Source organism: Enterovibrio qingdaonensis (assembly GCF_028683135.1).
GTDB classification, from domain to species: domain Bacteria; phylum Pseudomonadota; class Gammaproteobacteria; order Enterobacterales; family Vibrionaceae; genus Enterovibrio; species Enterovibrio qingdaonensis.
Window position 1 is genome coordinate 1 of the sequence record NZ_JAJUBB010000016.1, and the last position, 18,342, is coordinate 18,342.

General features: G+C 47.7%; 16 protein-coding genes and 1 pseudogene. 8 read left to right on the plus strand and 9 right to left on the minus strand.

Translation table 11 applies throughout. The annotated features are described in order from the left end of the window. Positions 1-75: 75 nt before the first annotated feature. Positions 76-264 carry a hypothetical protein gene (locus LRP49_RS18265; RefSeq protein WP_274143767.1) on the minus strand — a complete coding sequence of 63 codons (189 nt, stop codon included), beginning with the start codon at positions 262-264 and terminating at the stop codon, positions 76-78. Between the two features lie 99 nt (positions 265-363). Between LRP49_RS18265 and LRP49_RS18270 the strand changes: the two genes are divergently transcribed. Together LRP49_RS18270 and LRP49_RS18275 are read left to right on the plus strand one after the other, a co-directional pair. Next, complete coding sequence (locus LRP49_RS18270; RefSeq protein WP_274143769.1) at positions 364-996, plus strand: flavin reductase family protein; 633 nt, start codon at positions 364-366, stop codon at positions 994-996. Between the two features lie 239 nt (positions 997-1,235). Continuing rightward, complete coding sequence (locus tag LRP49_RS18275) at positions 1,236-1,769, plus strand: P-loop NTPase family protein (RefSeq protein WP_274143770.1); 534 nt, start codon at positions 1,236-1,238, stop codon at positions 1,767-1,769. 78 nt (positions 1,770-1,847) lie between these two features. Here the strand turns inward: LRP49_RS18275 and LRP49_RS18280 are convergent, their stop codons facing one another. Further along, the gene (locus LRP49_RS18280; protein WP_274143772.1) at positions 1,848-2,810 is read right to left on the minus strand and encodes a catalase family protein; all 963 of its coding nucleotides are present in this window, start codon (positions 2,808-2,810) and stop codon (positions 1,848-1,850) included. 244 nt (positions 2,811-3,054) lie between these two features. Here LRP49_RS18280 and LRP49_RS18285 point away from each other — a divergent pair, with 244 nt between their 5' ends. Further along, entirely contained in the window at positions 3,055-3,477 is a 423-nt protein-coding gene (locus LRP49_RS18285; protein WP_274143774.1) for a MarR family winged helix-turn-helix transcriptional regulator, read from the plus strand. 84 nt (positions 3,478-3,561) lie between these two features. On the opposite strand, the gene LRP49_RS18290 is transcribed toward LRP49_RS18285, so the two are convergent. Then, positions 3,562-3,711: a hypothetical protein gene (locus tag LRP49_RS18290; protein WP_274143776.1), complete on the minus strand. Its 150-nt coding sequence runs from the start codon at positions 3,709-3,711 to the stop codon at positions 3,562-3,564. A 505-nt stretch (positions 3,712-4,216) separates the two neighbouring features. Between LRP49_RS18290 and LRP49_RS18295 the strand changes: the two genes are divergently transcribed. Together LRP49_RS18295 and LRP49_RS18300 are read left to right on the plus strand one after the other, a co-directional pair. Continuing rightward, positions 4,217-5,281 carry an efflux RND transporter periplasmic adaptor subunit gene (locus tag LRP49_RS18295; RefSeq protein WP_274143778.1) on the plus strand — a complete coding sequence of 355 codons (1,065 nt, stop codon included), beginning with the start codon at positions 4,217-4,219 and terminating at the stop codon, positions 5,279-5,281. A 25-nt stretch (positions 5,282-5,306) separates the two neighbouring features. After that, positions 5,307-8,363, plus strand: a complete 3,057-nt coding sequence (locus LRP49_RS18300; protein WP_274143780.1) for an efflux RND transporter permease subunit — start codon at positions 5,307-5,309, stop codon at positions 8,361-8,363. Positions 8,364-8,491: 128 nt separating this feature from the next. Here LRP49_RS18300 and LRP49_RS18305 read toward each other — a convergent pair whose 3' ends face one another. The 6 genes and pseudogenes from LRP49_RS18305 to ptsG all read right to left on the minus strand — a co-directional run bounded on the left by LRP49_RS18305 (position 8,492) and on the right by ptsG (position 14,634). Continuing rightward, positions 8,492-8,755 carry a glutaredoxin family protein gene (locus LRP49_RS18305; protein ID WP_274143781.1) on the minus strand — a complete coding sequence of 88 codons (264 nt, stop codon included), beginning with the start codon at positions 8,753-8,755 and terminating at the stop codon, positions 8,492-8,494. 144 nt (positions 8,756-8,899) lie between these two features. Continuing rightward, entirely contained in the window at positions 8,900-9,277 is a 378-nt protein-coding gene (locus LRP49_RS25345) for a CZB domain-containing protein (RefSeq protein ID WP_420791626.1), read from the minus strand. A gap of 24 nt (positions 9,278-9,301) precedes the next feature. Beyond that, positions 9,302-9,985 (minus strand): annotated as a pseudogene (locus LRP49_RS25350) (methyl-accepting chemotaxis protein); the annotation flags it as partial. A 239-nt stretch (positions 9,986-10,224) separates the two neighbouring features. Further along, positions 10,225-11,577, minus strand: a complete 1,353-nt coding sequence (dcuC, locus tag LRP49_RS18315; RefSeq protein ID WP_274143784.1) for a C4-dicarboxylate transporter DcuC — start codon at positions 11,575-11,577, stop codon at positions 10,225-10,227. Positions 11,578-12,127: 550 nt separating this feature from the next. Then, complete coding sequence (locus LRP49_RS18320) at positions 12,128-12,832, minus strand: SDR family oxidoreductase (protein ID WP_274143785.1); 705 nt, start codon at positions 12,830-12,832, stop codon at positions 12,128-12,130. 335 nt (positions 12,833-13,167) lie between these two features. After that, complete coding sequence (gene ptsG / locus LRP49_RS18325; protein ID WP_274143787.1) at positions 13,168-14,634, minus strand: glucose-specific PTS transporter subunit IIBC; 1,467 nt, start codon at positions 14,632-14,634, stop codon at positions 13,168-13,170. Positions 14,635-14,874: 240 nt separating this feature from the next. Here ptsG and LRP49_RS18330 point away from each other — a divergent pair, with 240 nt between their 5' ends. From LRP49_RS18330 to LRP49_RS18340, 3 genes are read left to right on the plus strand one after another with little or no spacing between them, the layout of a single operon-like run. Beyond that, positions 14,875-15,582: a response regulator gene (locus LRP49_RS18330; RefSeq protein WP_274143789.1), complete on the plus strand. Its 708-nt coding sequence runs from the start codon at positions 14,875-14,877 to the stop codon at positions 15,580-15,582. Continuing rightward, the gene (locus LRP49_RS18335) at positions 15,572-17,077 is read left to right on the plus strand and encodes an ATP-binding protein (RefSeq protein WP_274143791.1); all 1,506 of its coding nucleotides are present in this window, start codon (positions 15,572-15,574) and stop codon (positions 17,075-17,077) included. The genes LRP49_RS18330 and LRP49_RS18335 overlap by 11 nt, the downstream gene beginning before the upstream one ends. 2 nt (positions 17,078-17,079) lie before the next feature. Further along, positions 17,080-18,330, plus strand: coding sequence for an ABC transporter substrate-binding protein (locus LRP49_RS18340; RefSeq protein ID WP_274143792.1), 1,251 nt, complete (start codon positions 17,080-17,082; stop codon positions 18,328-18,330). Positions 18,331-18,342: the final 12 nt, after the last annotated feature.

Consider the following 18,342-nt stretch of genomic DNA (forward strand, 5'->3'; position numbering starts at 1 on the left):
CACCGAGTTAGCTGTGTGGCTAGCTCAGGTCTGCCCCATTATTAACTAGGGTTCTAAAGTAAATGACCGGAGTTTCTAGCGATCAGCTAGCAAGTGAATAGCTTCTTCCCGTTTACTCCCTGAAATGCCAGCAACATCTAACATTTTTGGCGTTAACTCATAGACTTTATCCAGCTTCAGGCCTTCTTTCTCGGCTTCTTGTAAGGAGAATTCTAAAAGCGTCTGTCCCTCTGTTCTACTCTTTCCATGATTGCTAGTTAGCATAAAGCTAACAGTGGAAGGCTCTATACGATACAAGAGAAAATTGATCGAAATGGGCGTTAATCTGGTATTGAAAGGCAATTGTGACAAAAAGAGGTCATCATGCATTTCAATCTCGAAGAGCTAGGGCAGCTCGAAGACAGATATCGCGCCAAACTGATTAACAGTCTCTCAGGATTCAAGAGTGCAAATCTTATCGGCACAACCGACGGTAGGGGCAATCATAATCTCGCGATTGTCAGTTCAGTTTTTCACATTGGAGCCAACCCGCCTTTGGTAGGGATGATCATTCGCCCTCATACTGTTACCCGCGACACACTGGAAAACATACTTGAACTTGGTGAGTACACTATCAATCAGGTAAATGCTGATATCTGGAAAGAATCCCATCAAACATCTGCCCGTTACGAACAGCTCGTTTCGGAATTCACGGAAGCAGGACTGACACCTGAATGGTTAGATGGCGTGAAAGCCCCTTTTGTCGCAGAGAGCCGTCTTAAGTATTCTTTGCTATTGCGAGAATCGCAGACACTGGAAATTAATGGCACAGTGTTGGTGATAGGTGAAATTAATAACGTGCTGTTAGAAGATGAAGTGATAGCGGACGATGGCTATATCGATATCGAAGCTTTAGAAACAGTCGCTGTGTCTGGACTTGATAGCTACCACGTAACCAATAGGTTAGGGCGATTGAACTACGCAAAGCCAGACAAGAAAGCAGGCGTTAACGATTAAGAAATCATCGGGTTGGAAGCATAAGCTCGCACTCGCCGTACTTGCATAAACCCGATTGACATACCATCAGCATTATATGAAAGTGATTGTATGAAATTTAATCTAAAGCCACTTAATACACGAATTATCATCATTCCATAGGAATGGTGGGATTATGTGCGCATAGATTAATCAACCCACCCGAAAAGGTGGGTTTTCTTTTTCTGCCTTTTTGGAAACATGCTCTAAGAGGGATTTACATGGAAAAGATCGCGGTTTTTGGAAAGCCAGGTAGTGGAAAGTCAACAATAAGCAAAGCCTTAGCGTCTGCGGCAGTCCTGCCGCTTCATCAACTCGATTCCATCGTCTACAAGCCAAACGGTGAGTTTGTCGCGCGAGAAGAATTTGAGTGTATTCATGACAATATAATGTCCTCGGAACGCTGGATCATTGATGGGCTGGGGCCTATCAGTGCGTTTCATAAACGTCTGGACGCGGCCGACACGCTTATCTACATCGACTTGCCCTACCCAGTTAGCTATTGGTTTGTCACTAAACGCTTATTGAAAGGGCTCTTTATAAAGCCGGAAGGCTGGCCCGATGGAAGTTCGGTTTTCAAAGGCACGCTCAATAGCTACAAGATGCTTAAATTGAGCCCAACATTCTGGAACTGCGATTTTGAGGCGTCGCTCATTGAGAACGCCAGCGGGAAAAATGTTCACGTCATCAAGACAGTCACTGAATTAAACCATTTTGTGTCAGAGTTAACCGGTGAATGGGCTAAGGCCCCTTAGGCAAGCTTGCTTAAAGGCTTTATTTGGGCAAAGGCATTAGCGGCTTCCACTGCTAATGCCAGTGCACCGCAAGGCTGTTTACTCCGCTTTCTCACTGAGTCTTCTACCTGCGCCAACGGCGTAGACAGGGCTTCGTATCAGTAATATTGGGTCGTCGGAAGGCGCGAGACCTTTCGCCAAAACGAGAGGGTCAAACACTATCGTGTCGCAGCGTCCTTCGGATTCTGGACTGATGCGCTCAATAACCAAACGCGTTGGCGTTACTGTTTTGTGTTCTCCCGTCCATTGGACGGCTGCATTATTGATATCGTCCTCGCTGTTAGCGAGGATGGCTGTCATGTCCCAAGACACCTCGCCACGTTTCAAACTGGACGCAAGGTTATCGAAGAAAAAGTCAGTGCCAGTGTCGACGTTGATGCCGTGCTGTTTCGTTGGTGTGAACGTCCAGCGAAAGGGGGTTTTGGTTCCCGCTTCATCAACAAAATAAAAGCTGTTTACGCCGTTATAGGTTTGATCTTCATAAGGCTTAACGGTTTTGTCTTTCTTTGCCATATGCGCGCCGAACGTGCCAATTTCTGGGTATTTTTGTTTAACCTTGGCGACAGCGTCTTTGCCGAGGGCTTTCGCCTGATTGAGCGCAAGGAATGCTTCGGGTGTGGCAACGGGAAAGAAATCTAACGTGTTGAGGGCCATTCGCGAGTTGTTCCCGTCTTGATCTAGGATAGACAGGCCAATCCCAACCCCGCCGAACTGATTATCCGGAGCTTCATTGTTGCCACCAGAATGAGATAAACGACCAATGACACGTGAAGGAGCCTTGAACATAGTCGCATTTGAATAGAGCGCGATGGATGATTCCTGCGGTGCTAAATGCCCTTCGAAGCAAAAGCCTTTGGTGTGATTTCTTCGTTTCCCTTCTGTTACACCGAATTGCGCTTCAAACGCATCAATCATTTCGATTGGAAACGTTGGGCGAGTTTCTGCGGATGTTGGAAAGCTCGTGACGCTTGCCAGTAATGTCGTAAACCAAACAATTCTCATCTGATTGCTCCATGCTACTTATTGGGTATGTGTGCGAATGGTTCGCGCACTAACCATATGGGTAAGCATGTGCGGTGGTCTGGAGAAGATCAAATTTCGACTGTCTCTATGGTGAGAAACAAACGCAGTTAGGCTCGGCGAAGCCAGTACATTGACAATTGTTTGTGCGCGAACTAAAAAGGTTGATGAATTACGGTGTGTTAGCCATAGTTTGAATACTACGAACTTCTACATGGATGGCAGAATGGGACTGAATCATAGAGAGCAACTTTGTTTTAATCTCTATACCACGTCGAGCCTGATCACGCAGGCGTACCAACCACTTCTTAGGCCGCTAAGCCTTACCTACCCCCAATTTGCGGTAATGATGTCGCTCTGGCAGAAACAAGATGTCTCCATCACGGAACTAGCTCACTCTGTCGGGCTTTCTAAAGCGACGGTTACGCCTATCGTGAAGCGTTTACAGCACGTTGGCTATGTCACCAAATCATTTGCTGAAGGCAACGAAAGACAAAAGTCCGTCGCATTGACTGAAGAAGGGCAAAAGCTCGCCCGAAAAGGGAAAAAAGCGGCTAAGCAAGCACTCTGCGCGACAGGATTGACGGAGGAGGAGGCAAAGCTATTGATTGATTTGAGCCAGAAAATCCAATTCAACCTTTCTAAGTAACCCTGATCATGGCGTTAATGAGCATGCTAACGCCAATGTCAGATTTCGTAACGCACCGATTTTCGGTGCTTTTTTGCGTCTAAGTTAGTCACCTTTCGTCACGCGGTCACTGGCAGGCTTTTCGTTTGCTTTCATTTTTACCGGGAAATACAAGTACGGTGGAAAGTCGAGAACAAACGTAATGAATCGTTTGATAGATGAAGTTTTAGGGGTGTTCTGAGTGTCTGTAGACATGCGCGATCTCCAAAATTCGGTAATGTGCCCTTAGTAATCAATCAATGCGGAGGTTTGCAACGCTTTGATCTGTCATCATTGTTAGCAGTGGGCTCTTGTTGCTGGGCATGTTACGGGGAGAGTGGGCGAAGGAATACCGAATTTACGTTCCATTACAGTAGATTGCATTAACTCACAGTTATACACACTCAATGCTGAAATTCGTGCATTTTGTATGCAAATCGTGGGTGCTAGCGTTGTTGTGGTTTTCTGAGAACGCTTGCACGCAAATCTCTCAACTCGCCGCTAGCTTTCGATAAGAACAACCAACCTCGTCACCTTGTATGGTGAAATCAATATCATATTCGTGACACTCTTCGCACTACTGCAATAAATCAAACCGATAGTTAGCAATATAAAGGAAAATCCCATTCATAACGTTAAGTAAACATTCTCATTTCAATTACTTACATAGCTTGATACTTACTATCTAGGCTTGTTTTCTTGACTGGCTGGGAGAAAAACTTTGAAAAAAAAACACTTACTCGCACTTTTACCTCTGATGATGGGACTCAATGGATGTAGCGATCCTGCGCAAACTGCCAAGTCAGAAGTACTTATCCGCCCTGTTAAAACCTATGTGGTCTCTGATCAACAAAGTGTTCGTACCGCTTCTTTCCCGGGGATCATTCAAAGCAATAATTTATCAGAGATCAGCTTTGTCTCAGGTGGACGTGTCACGGACTTTCCTGTTCGTGCTGCTATGGATGTTAAAGCGGGTGATGTGATTGCAGGACTTGACCAACGAGAGCTCAATAACCGACTAAGCCAAGCCTTATCGCAGTATGAAATAGCGGAAGATGAATACCAACGTCTGAGTAAGCTCTCTGAAACGGGAGCGGTTTCAAAAAGCTCCCTTCAAGCGAAGCGCGTCGAACGTGATGTAGCAAAAGTCCAACTTGATAGTGCCAATGAGGCGATAGAGGACTCTGTGCTTCTAGCGCCTTTTGATGGTGTGATTGCCCAGACGTTTATTGATAAAGACCAAGTGGTATCGGGCGGGCAGACGGTCGCTATTTTGATTGGCCGCGGTGATTTGGAAGCGGCAATTGATGTGCCAGGAAAATTGCTAGCGTCGCTATATCAGAACTCGTTAACTGGCGATTCATCAACCAGTTTTGTTTCTTTGGATTCGGATCCTGAGATGCAATTTCCGGCCACCTTCAAAGAAGCAACCTTGGTCGCCGATCCAACCACGCAAACCTATGGCCTCACTTTTTCATTTCGCACGCCAACCGATGTTTTGGTGCTTCCCGGTATGAATGTCACCGTGGATATTGATGAAAACAACAGCAGACAAAATGACATTTTGGTGCCTATCGATGCGGTGAGCAGTGACGTCAATGGCACCTTTGTCTGGCTGATTGACGAGTCATCCATGACTGTCACGAAAAAACAGATAGAAGTTGCGGAAGAAATTGGCGACTTCTTGCCCGTTATCAGCGGCCTAAATATGGGAGACCAAATCGTGAACGCAGGTGTTAGCCAGCTCTCTGAGGGTGTTGCAGTTAGAGAATGGAAGCAAGACTAGTCCGATCACGATATAGGTAGAAATTATGAACATCGCTGAGTTCACGATAAAGAAAACCGTCTTAAGCGTGATCGTTATATTCGTCACGCTTTTTGGTGGCTGGCATGCTTACCAAAACATGGCGCGATTTGAAGACCCTGAATTTACCATCCGCGAAGCGGTGGTAGTCACCCATTATCCCGGTGCGTCGCCGCATCAGGTTGCATTAGAAATTACCGAGCCGCTTGAAAAAGCCATTCAACAATTGGCTGAAGTGAAAAGCATCAAATCCGTATCCACTGCCGGAAAATCCGAGATCACCGTGGAAGTGAAGTACGAGTCTTCAAAAACACGTTCTGACTTGCAGCTGGTTTGGAACAAGCTCCGCAACAAAGTGAGTGATGCCGAGCGCTCATTGCCCCCTGGGGCAGATAAGCCTTATGTCGCAGATGACTTTGGTGACGTGTTTGGCCTGCTATTTTTCCTAACGGGAGAAGGCTATAGCAATGCCGAACTCAAGCAATATGCCGATACGCTTCAGAATACCTTACTCAAGGTAGACGGCGTTGCGCGAGTAACGATAGAAGGGGCTAAACAAGAGGTCATTTACGTCGAGATCTCCAGAAGCGACATTAAACGCCTCGGTGCTTCGTTTGATTACGTCTTGAACGTTTTGTCCCAACAAAATGCCGTCGCATCAGCCGGTAGCGTGACAGCGGGAAGCAAGCGACTCGTTATTTCACCCACTGAGGCTATCGATTCGGTCGATGCTATCGCCAATCTTCTCGTGACGGTAGAGCCCAATGGCAAACTCATCTATCTGAAAGACATTGCCAATGTTTACCAAGGGTATAAAGAGCCCGATGAAAAACTCTATCGTTACGACGGTGAACCTGCGTTAGCCATCGGTATTTCCGGTGTGCTGGGCAGTAACATTGTAAAGATTGGAGCGGACGTTGATAAAGCGATAGAGGATTCTTTAAACCTGCGTCCTGTTGGCATGGAGCTCCACGAGTTCTATCATCAAGCCAACATTGTTGATGCATCTGTTCAGAACTTCGTAGCGAATGTGATAGCGGCTCTCGTCATCGTGATTGTGACCTTGCTGATCTTCATGGGATTTAAGTCTGCATTGGTTATTGGAGCCATTTTGGTACTGACCATTGGTGCTACCTTGGCCACCATGAACTATGTTGCGATTCCAATGCACCGTATCTCTCTGGGGGCATTAATTATCGCCCTCGGCATGATGGTGGATAATGCGATTGTCGTGACAGAAGGCATCTTGGTTGGCCTGAAACGAGGGGCGTCCAAGCTCGACATTGCCAAAGAAACGGTTCAGCGTTCTATCTGGCCGCTTCTTGGTGGCACACTCGTCGGGATTATCGCGTTTGCCCCTATCGGTTTTGCCCCGGGATCAACCGCAGAATATACCGGTCATCTGTTCTGGGTCATTCTTATCGCGTTGCTATACAGCTGGCTATTCGCCATTACGTTGACGCCGCTGTTTTGCTATTGGCTGTTCAAAGAGAACACCATGGCGCAAGACGACAATGCTGACACTGAAGGTCGTGTAAGCAAGGGGTACAAAACACTGCTGGCGTTCTCTTTGAAGAAGAGAATACAGGTGATTGCGTGTGTCTTTGGCTTGTTTGCGCTTTCATTGTGGGGATTCCAGTTTGTAAAACCCGGGTTCTTCCCTGCCTCAACAACACCGCTTTTTGTCGTCGATTACTGGCAGCCTCAAGGGACTGACATCAAGGTGACAGAGGCGGACATTGATGAGCTGAATAACTTTGTTGCATCGCTTGAAGGTGTGGAAAATGTTCAGGCGACTGTCGGTGGCGGTGCGCCGCGCTTCATGTTGGTTTACGGCCCACAGTCTCCCAATTCATCGTATGGGCAATTGTTGGTAAAAACACAGAACGACAAACAGATCGACCCATTGTTACCGCAAATTCAAGCCTACATCGACACCAACTTCCCTGACGCGTTGGGGAAAGTGTGGAAATTTACGTTGGGACCAGGGGGAGGTTCGAAGATCGAGGCAAAATTCAGCGGCCCTGAACCTGAGGTGCTGAGAAGATTGTCCGAAGAAGCAAAAAAGATTTTGCTTGATGATGGTAAAGCACTGTCTGTGAAGGATAACTGGCGACAACCGGTTCCTGTTTTTGAACCTATCTACGCAGAAAAAGCGGCTCAACGTATCGGTGTTTCTCGTGAGGATCTTGCGTCTGCTTTAGAGCGTAATTTCTCCGGCCAATCCATTGGGGCTTATCGTCAAGATGACGAGTTAATCCCGATAGTGATCCGTGCGACCGAAGACGAACGCGCCAGTGTGAGTGACATTCGCAACGTTAACGTTGTTAGCTCTATCACGGGTGAAAGTGTGCCTATCGACCAAGTCACCGATGGCTATCGCACTGTGTGGAAAGACGGTCTGGTGAGACGCGTAGACAGGAACTGGGAACTTGTCGTTCAAGCCGATCCCGTTGCGGGAGAATATGCGACAGATTTGTTCAACCGAATTCGGCCACAAATAGAGGCGATAGATCTGCCTGATGGGTATGTACTCGAATGGGGTGGCGAATACGGCGACTCGAAGGAGTCGAATGAAAACCTTGCCTCTACCATCCCCCTTGGTTTCTTGGCGATGGTGATTGTCGTGCTTGTACTGTTCGGGACAGTGAGACAACCATTGGTGATCTGGCTAGTTGTGCCTCTTGCACTCGTTGGGGTGGTTGCAGGTCTTCTTGTCACCCAAACCCCGATGGAGTTTATGGCGATTCTTGGGTTGCTGTCGCTGTCTGGGCTCTTGATTAAGAATGCCATCGTTTTGGTTGACCAAATCGACCTTGAGATATCGGGAGGAAAACAAGCGTATGATGCTGTACTTGAGGCCTCAGCCAGCCGTGTACGGCCCGTTATGATGGGGGCACTAACCACGGTATTGGGGGTGATTCCTCTTTACTTTGATGCGTTCTTCAAGTCGATGTCTGTCGTGTTGGTTTTCGGTTTAACCTTTGCCACATTGCTTACTCTCATCATTGTGCCCGTGCTCTATTCTGTTCTTTTCAGAATTAAGCCTCCGACGGCAGAGTGAGAGGAGAGGCATTCCGTTAGCACATCGTGTTAAAGCACGTTGAAGGTTTTAAGTAAAAGCCAGTAGGTATTGCCTACTGGCTTTTTCATCTAACTCAACGTATCCCTGAGGCTGCGATGGACAGCTGATTACCCCGCAAAGTTCTCCTGAAAGTACTCGATGATGTCATCAGACTCGTACATCCATTCAACGGTACCATCATCGTGTGTAATACGAAGACAAGGCACCATGCCGCGTCCACCTTCAGAAACCAGTTCTTGATAGGCAGATGGGTCGGCACTGACATCAACCAAGGCGACATCTAGGCTCATCATTTTTAATGCGGCGCGCACTTTCATGCAGTAAGGGCAAAACGTACGCTGATAGAGGCTGTGCGCTTTTAGTTCTGGCATATTCAATACTTCCTTATCGTTGTTATGTTTTTGTCATGCTTTCATTTGACCGTATTGATAGCAAAAATATTGAGGTGTGAATAGCCTGCAAAAAGCCCCTGCGTCGGCAAGGGCTGTTTTTGAATCTTATCGTGTCATGCTGGCTTATCTGATAGAGCTTTCAGTAATGAGTCTTTCTAGCGCATCGGTCACTTGAATACTGCCATGCTCCATGGCATTGAGGTGACTGACCATAGAGTGGAAATCACCACGGTGTCCGGCTTCCAGTGCCATACGGCCTGAATCATGGACTTGTTTGTGTGGAGCATCGATCGCGTTGAACGAAGGGGTAGATTTAAAATGTTTTGCGCCATCGCCTTCGAAGTACCACTTACCTAATCGACACTCAGTATGTCGGTTCACTTGCTGTCCAAACTCGCCGAGGCTGATGTGTTTGTAGATCGCGCTCTTCCAGACAGCGTGGTCGAGTTTGACGGTGTTTAAAAACGAGGAAACGGCGGCGTTTTGAATGACACGTTGCATGTTCTTCGATTTTTCAATGACCTGATGCACAACAGCTTCTATCTGATTTGACGACGCGGCGACATCATCAGCACCACGCTGGCTTTCTTCTACAAGATGCGCAATATCGGCATTCTGGTCGATGACTTTTTTCACCAATGCTTCAATTTGGCTGCTGGATTCTCCGGCCTTTCGGGCTAGTTGACGAACTTCATCAGCAACGACCGCAAAACCACGTCCTGCTTCACCCGCGCGTGCGGCTTCAATTGCAGCATTTAGGGCTAGCAGGTTGGTCTGCTCTGAGATTTCTTGAACAGCAGCAACAAAACGATTGATGGACGTAGTGGTTTGCGTTAACTCGGCAACCGCAGCACTGTTTCGGACAGCCTCTTCGGTAATGCGGTTTGCGCGGGTGGATAGGTTGGCTAATGCCGTCAAAGTTTGTGCAAACACATCATCGAGCGCACTAAGCTCCGCTTTTTCAGCGACGAGTGTGTCAGCGTTTGATAACAATCCTTCTCGGATCGACTCCAGCATGCTTGCTCCGTGCTGCTGGCTTTGGCTGGTTTTTGATAAATTGTCTAACTGGCCATTCAGTTCGGCTATTTTGGCATCCTTTTCTTCGAGTTGTTGCTGCAACAGGGTTAACTGCATGTTGTAGTTGGACTCAACGTCGGCCAGCTTTAGCCTGAACTCTTCATTCTTTTTATTACTATTCCAAAACGGCATATACCCATTCCTTGAGGACAAACAAGCGTAATTACCATCGTAGATAACGTGCGTTAAATCGAGGTGATAATCTTTATAAGACACTGGTAAATATGAATTTTCATTGATCTTAATGATAAAAACAATGAAAGACTTTGGCTGAATCTCTCAAAGGTGATTCAGCGGCGAGATATTACGGGAAAGGCGGGGTTGGGAAATGAAAACGGCGTCTCATAGACGCCGTTTTTCGTAACCAGTTGTTACAGACCGACAATCAACGAAGCACCCGTTGAAACGATAAGTGCGCCGACCATAGGGATGGCAGTACGTTTAACCAGCTCGAACGGTGATACACCCGCCACACCGGCAACAGCAACCACTGCGCCCGTGATGGGCGACATTGAACGTGCGATACCAGACGCCAACTGCATAGGCATTAGCATGGCAACCGCAGGAATACCGACTTTACCGGCAATCTCTGGCACCATGGCGGCGAACGAGAAGAACGGCGCGTTACCTGAGCCCATGATGATGGCAGCAAGAGCGATGATTGCGACCATTAGGATCACCATCAATGCAGGCGACACGCTTGCGGCTAATGCGCCGTCTATCAGGGCATTCAGCAGACCGATTGTTTTCAAACCGTGAGCAAACGTCTGACCTGCAACAACCAAGGTTACAACGCGCGCGAACTGACGACCCATGCTGTCGAAGTAAACCAGAATGTCGCTAAATACGGCTTTAGGCGCACGGCGGAAGCCTTCGCACAACATCGCTACAGCGATAGATACCAGCATTGCAGTGACAACGTCGATCTTCACGGTGTCGATCGCCATTGGGCTGAACAGTAGAAGCAAAGCCAATGGAATGACAGGCAGTAGTGCATACCAGCTTGGCGGGTTGACTTCGCTGTCTTTCACGTTGATTTCAGTGTCTTCAGCGGCCGTTTCTTTCTTGTCGAACCAACGTTGAACGAACAGATGAAGTACCGCGATGGTTACCATGGTCACCAGTGCGACTGGCAATTGGTAAGAAATGAAGTATTCCGTAACCGGCATGTCAGCCGTGCGCGCTGCAAGGTTTGCGTTGCCTGACGCAGGACCCAAATCAAGACACGCTGCTGTCGCGATAACCGCCGTTGCCGACATTTTGCTGACGCCAAGGCGAACCAGAATTGGGTACAGGGTTACCATCAACAGCAAACCGAGACCAGAAGCACTAGGGATAAAAATGTTCAGCAACTGGCCGATGATGTAGCCCAGTGCCATGACAAGATAAGGGGAGTTAAAGTAACCCAGTGGCTTAATGGCGATGTTTACCAGAGCGCGAGACGCACCGATGTGGTCCATATAATGGGCAAAACCGCCAACCGCCATGATGATGAGACCAAGGCCAGCGACGGTTTTACTCATCGTCTGTTTAACAAACGTAAAAATGTCGAGAGCGACTGAGCCACTAGAAGCAGACTCCGCCAATGGTAAACCTGTGCCGAAAAATACACTGGCGACCATTAATAACATACCGCCCAAGAAGAGGGTGGTTTGAGGGTTGTAACGCTTAACAATTAAATAGCCGACAGCAACGATCACTATCAGGCTGAATAAGGTTGTCATTCATGCTTCTCCATAAACAAAAATCGACACGAACGCATATCGACCGCATTGAATAAAGCAGCCAGATAACGTGTCACTTTCTTTGGTTTTCTTTCGATAAGTCAAAGAGTCACAGGAGATTTACCAGCACAGCCGGGATTGCACAACGGAATTCAGCTTGGTGAATAATCGAACTATTGATGTATTTGTTAATTGTATTGTTGAGATGATTTAGCATCAAAAAGTGGCTAAGCAAATAACACGTAGTTTTAGGGTTTAATTAATTTGTTTGAATTTTTGCAGCGAAGGGTTTGCGAAAGTGCGGAATCCGGTTTCGGAATAAATGACGTTGTACAGTTTCGTGACAATACACGGCTAGAAATCGCGTCACTTTGAATATAACGCATGCCAGTAGCGCGGAAATAATGTTCAATCATGAGATGTCGGTCACACCTCATGGCGAGTTTAATACGGGGCTGATCATCCCTATTTGAAAAATCCACATTGCGTTAACAATGTGTAAGTGTGCACGTTAAGAACGATTCATGTCGACAAGGTCGGAAGCATCTTCTTACCAAGGTATTTCTGTGCCATCGACATTGAGGAACTTCCCGCTGTCTTGCAAAGACAAGTTAGTAAGAACATTGACCAATCCTTCCACCGATGTTTCTGTCGAGATCAGAGCATTAGGCCCGCCCATTTCAGTTTGAACCCACCCCGGATGAAGCGCGACTGCAATAATCCCTTCTGGAGAGAGGTCGTTGGAAAGGCTTTTCACCACAGAGTTCAGTGCCGCTTTTGATGAACGATAAATATAACCACCGCCTGCGGTGTTTTCGGTCATGCTTCCAACTTTTGATGACAACGCAGCAAAGACACCGGGTGAACCAGCGCGTAGTTGTGGGTAGAACGCTTCAGCAATTTTAAGAGGAGCAATGGTGTTTGTTTCTAATACCTTGCGCCATTCGCCCACATCGGTGTTTCCAAACCCATAGCCTTTGGGGCCAAAGTAGCCAGCATTATTGATGACCAAATTGTATTTGCGATCTTTTAGCTTTGCGGACAACGCATTGATGGCTTGATGATCGGTTACATCTAACGCTGATAGCGAGAGTTTGGGATAAGTGTGCGCGAGTTCTTGCAAGTCGTAGGCTTCTGAGGGTTTCCTACACGTTGCATCAACCTCCCAGCCCGCTGTTAGATAGGCGCGTGTCAACGCGAGTCCAATACCGCGATTGGCTCCAGTAATGAAAAGCTGCTTGTTGGGTAGCGCCATGATTGTTGTCCTATTTAAGCTATTGATGGAACGGGCTTAGGTGTGAATTTAACGCAATATCAAGTAATACATCAGCAAGGTAGTTCTCGCGATATAGACTGTCATCTGGTTAAGTTTAAAAAGTGCATGTGGGTCACTAAGTGTGCGTGAATTATGCTGCTTAGTGGACAGATGAGCGGGGTATATCGGTGGTTGTATTCCCCCCTAAGATGTAATGCGGATCGGCTGAATTGTCCGAATGGGTGATCACAAAAAAGCGGTGCATTGAGCACCGCAAAAGTTGGGAGGAGCGACTTGTCCCGAGTCATGAAGAGTACTCGAACTCCTTGGGGGAATTAAGAAGCCCCGAGTACTGCTGTCATATCGGTTTTTATGTTATCTGATTGCGTACCAAAAATGGCTTGTAGGTTGTCACCGACCACCACGACATCTACCGCGCCCAACGCCTTAATCGCATTGACATCAGCCTGACCTATGTCTTTAAGGCTGACGCGAAGTCGAGTGATACACGCATCTACGTTGTCGATGTTGTTTTTGCCACCCATTGCCAATACAAGGTTCTGAGCCAATTCTTCGCCGATAGCTCCGGATGTTTCAGCCTCAGTGGTAGGCTCGTCTTCACGCCCTGGTGTTTTTAAATCAAACGCTTTGATCGAGAAGCGGAACAGGAAGTAGTAAAGGGCAGCCCACAGCGGACCAATGATGATGTACAGTGCGGCGTTTTCAGACAATCCCCAGTAAAGGAAGAATTGAAGTGCACCGTGCGCAAAGTCAGTGCTATGCAGGATTTCAAAGTAGTTCGTGATGGCAAAGCCGATGCCCGTCAGTACACAGTGAACAACGTACAGAACAGGTGCAACAAACAAGAAGGTAAATTCAACGGGTTCCGTGATGCCTGTTAACCAAGAGGTGAATGCAGCAGATGCCATCAAACCGCCCACCATGACTTTATTTTCCGGTTTCGCGCAGTGGTACATGGCGAGTGCTGCCGCTGGCAGAGCCCACATGGTATACATAAAGCCGCCGCCTAGACCGGTTGCTGTTTTATCGCCAGCGAAGAAACGTTGAAGTTCACCGCGAACCACGTCGCCATTTTCATTGACGAAGCTCCCGACCTCGAAGAACCACACCGCATTCCAAACATGGTGTAAACCAAGTGGGATCAAAGCGCGCTCAACAAAACCGTAAATACCAAATGCGGTAGGCTGACCCAGACCGCTCACGGCGTCGATACCACCATAAATTCCCGCGCTGACCAACGGCCACACGAATGCACAAGCAATACCAAGGAAAAGAGAAACGAAAGCGGTAATGATAGGAACGAAGCGTTTTCCGGCGAAGAACGCAAGGTAATCTGGCAACTTGATAGTATGGAAACGGTTAAAGAAGTAAGCAGCAAAACAACCAATAAGCAGGGAACCGAAAATACCGGTATTCAGGCTGTTTATCCCCATCATTTGGGTGAGATAGCCCTGATGCTCTTCAATGCCCCGAAGCACCACAGTCTGGCCCATTGCCGCATTAAAAACGACCCAACCTGCGACTGCTGCTAGCGCGGCGGTACCGTCATTGTTTTTAGCAAGGCCTATCGCGACGCCGATGACAAATAACAGTGTGATATTGCCAAAAATCATGTCAGCGGATTGCATCATGATTGACCAGAATGCATCCGGAAAAAACAAATGTTGTGTTAAACCAAAGTTACCGACACCGAGCATTAAGCCTGCTGCGGGTAATACTGCAACGGGCAGCATTAGCGACCGCCCGATTTTTTGTGCTTGTCCAAAGAATGAGCTGAACATAACAGATCCCTCTATTGTGGAAGTTTTTGATCCCAGCACTCTGCGAGTTGGGATAATTCCATGTTATTGGGTTCAGAATCTCGGTAGGTATCATTTGGAAATGAGTTTGTATCAGCACGGTTACATAGGACGTTTGACCCAGATAAAAGCGTGATATTGTTCGAATAATCACCAGCCTAACCACTCACTGTTAAATAGGTCAGTGCCATTATTGCCCTATGGAAAACAAGGAGGTGGCACATGGCATTTCAAAAAAGGATTTTGATTGTCGATGACAGCGAAGAATTGAGAGATGCGCTTAGAGAGTATCTCACCAAATCAGGATTTGAGGTGGTAACGGCCGCTGACGGTGAAGAGATGCATAAAGTCTTGGCCGTCGGAGAGCCTAGCTTGATCATCCTCGATGTTATGTTGCCGGGGGATGACGGCTTCACCCTGTGTAGTCAAATTCGTAAAACCTCAAACGTCCCCATCATTATGTTGACCGCCGTGACTGACGAGATTGATCGTGTTACGGGATTAGAACTTGGGGCGGATGACTACATTACGAAGACATTCAGCCCGCGTGAATTACTTGCCCGTATTAAAGCCTTGCTCCGCCGCTCTCAATTCAATCAAGGGTTAGAAGGAGCACGATATATCTGCTTTCTTGATTGGAAACTCGATACGCTAGCTCGGGTGTTAGTGACCCCCAAGGGTGAGGAGTCCACCTTGTCAGGTGCGGACTTTTCGTTGCTTAACTTATTTTTGCGCCACCCGAATAAACCCCTTAGCCGAAATATAATCTCTGAGACGATTCGTGGTCGTGAAGCCATGCCGCTTGAGCGAGGAATTGATATTCAAGTCAGTCGCTTGAGGGCAAAGCTAGAAGACCACGACCATGTATTGATCCGCACCCTTCGCAATGAAGGCTATATGCTAAGTGCAGACGTGATCCATGAAGCCTAAACCCAGATACTTTTTTCCTGGTAAGTTGCTTGGGCGGTTGTGGCCGTTGGGGCTGGCGAGCCGTTTTATCTTGATGTTGTCTTTGGTGATCCTGACATCACAAGCTCTGACGAGTGCCGTTTGGTACAATTACAGTTACCTTCAGGAAAAAGAAGGACTAGAAACCGCCCTTGAGAGTATCGCCTCCAATGCGGCGTTTACCGTCTCCTATTATCGAAAGCTACCGAAATCCAGCCGACACCTTATTCTTGAACAGAACCGAAGCATGGGTGGGACCCGGTTCTTTATCTCTTTGAACAGTAAACGCATTGATATTGATGGCTTGCCGGAGTCTTCACGCAAGCAGGAGCTAGAGACAGTGGTCAATGATGTGCTGCAACGCTCTCTTGGGGCACAAGCCATCATCGACATTAACTTTGGTCTTCGCAACGATCTTCGCGTGTACGACGCAGAAGTGCCGTTGGATGATATTCCTCATGCCTTTGCCCGCTACACCATCGAGAAAGTAAAAGGTGATCCGCCGGTATTAGTCATGCAGTTCCGTTTACCTGCCACCGTGAAAGAAGCAAGCCAGTCAGCCCCCTTAGAGCAGTGGTTGTATCTCGCGACAAATCTACCGTCTCCGTATATTTCGCTGGAATCGCGTTTTCTCGATTCGCGGCAGATCAACTTCATTTTGCTGACGTCGGTGCTCGTGTTGCTGTGTACGTGGCTGATCGTGAGACGAGAAATCAAACCGATTAAGAACCTAGCCCGTGCTGCCAAGTTAATGGGCAGTAAAATGGATGCGCCGATTATTAAAGAAGAAGGGAGTGGCGAGCTGATTGCTGCGGTACATGCATTTAACACGATGAACCGGCGTATCCGCGCATACATACGTGACCGAGATTTGTTATTTGGGGCTATCTCCCACGATCTTAAAACGCCGATTGCATGCTTGAAGCTGCGCACTGAAATGTTGGACGACGACGAGACCAAAATGCGCTTTGAACGCTCGCTCAATGAATTGGAGTTTATGGTCAAAGGCGCGCTGAACTACATCAAAGACACCGATATCCGTGAGCAAGTTGAATGGGTAGACATCAACGCCGTCTTAGCAGAAATCTCCGCATTTTACGGCGCAGACAGCCACTACGTGGACGTTGCCGGCGGCGCAACACGTCCGTTTTTGTGCAAACCGGTAGCTATTAAGCGCATGCTTCACAACCTTATTGAAAACGGGGTGAAGTATGGCAAACACGTGGATATCTCCATTTTGGATACCCCGAGAAAGCTCATCATCAAAATTCGAGACCATGGCCCCGGTATACCTGATGAGCTGAGAGAGCGCGTCTTTGAGCCGTACTTTCGTATCAAGCAGGAAAAAGAGGATGGCACTGGGCTTGGACTGAGCATTGTTCGCAACATTGTTCGCGGGCATGCGGGGAAATTGGTTCTTCAAAACCACGAAGAGGGTGGCCTTCTCGTCACACTGTCTCTGCCGAGAGAGGAATAATCATGAAGCATTCTGTCCTTACGACGTTGTTATTATCGATGAGCAACTCAGCCTTGGCTGACTCGGTAGAGTTACTGCATTGGTGGACGTCTAAAGGTGAACGACAAGCCTTAGCGGAGCTAGAAGCTGCCGTGGAAAGCCAAGGTTTACCTTTTGAGAGTACGCCCGTTTATGGCGGCGGTGGAGACACGGCGATGACAGTGTTGCAAGCACGCGCGATTGCAGGGAATCCGCCGGAAATTGCGCTTATTGAAGGTCCAGGGATACAGTCTTGGGCAACCCTTGGTTTTGTCACTGACTTGCATGATGTGGCGACAGCGCAAAATTGGTCGGCGCGTTTTCCTGATATCGCCACCAGTATCAACAGTTACAACGGGCATTTTGTGGCGGCTCCCGTCAACATTCACCGCGTTAACTGGCTTTGGGCGAACAAGGCGATTTTTGATAAGTATGGCCTGACACCGCCTGGATCTTGGGACGAGTTTTTCACTGTCGCGGACACCTTGAAAAATCACGGTATGCCCGCGTTGTCCATCGGCAATGAGCCGTGGCAGCTTGCCATGCTGTTTGAAGTGCTGGCATTAGGGCTTTATGGCAGCGACTATTACCGAGACTTATTGATACGGTTTGAAGACTCGCTGGTGACGAACCAGAAAACCGTGGATTTGTTCAAAACCTTCCGCCGTTTAAAGCCTTATATGACCGATATCCAAAAGCCCATATCTTGGGATCAGGCCACGCTAAATGTTGCAAATGGTCTCGCCGCTATGCAGCTTCAAGGCGATTGGGTGAAAGGAGAGCTCACCGCTATGGGTCACCTTCCAAATCAGGATTACTACTGTTTACCCGCACCGGGAACGGCGAACACGTTTGTCTACAACGTGGACAGTTTTGTACTGTTTCGCATGAGGACGGAAGAGTCTGTCTCGATGGCAAATCGATTGGCTGAAACCTTGGTTTCTGCGGAGTTTCAGTCCAAGTTTAATCAGAAAAAAGGCTCAATTCCCATTCTGAATGATGTGGATATGACGCCGTTTGATTCGTGCTCCAAGGCATCAAAACAGCAGTTCCATTTCGCAGAAGAAAACAACACACTGCTTCCGAGCATGTCAGATTCCATGGCAATTGCCCCGCAACTTCAAGAGCCCATGCTTCAGCTAATCAATCATTACTTTAACGATGATACCTATACCGAAGAAGAAGCCATTGCGCAGTTTTTGAAAATAGCCGCCAGTGTGCACTTTAGCGGCTAGTCGTTGATGTGA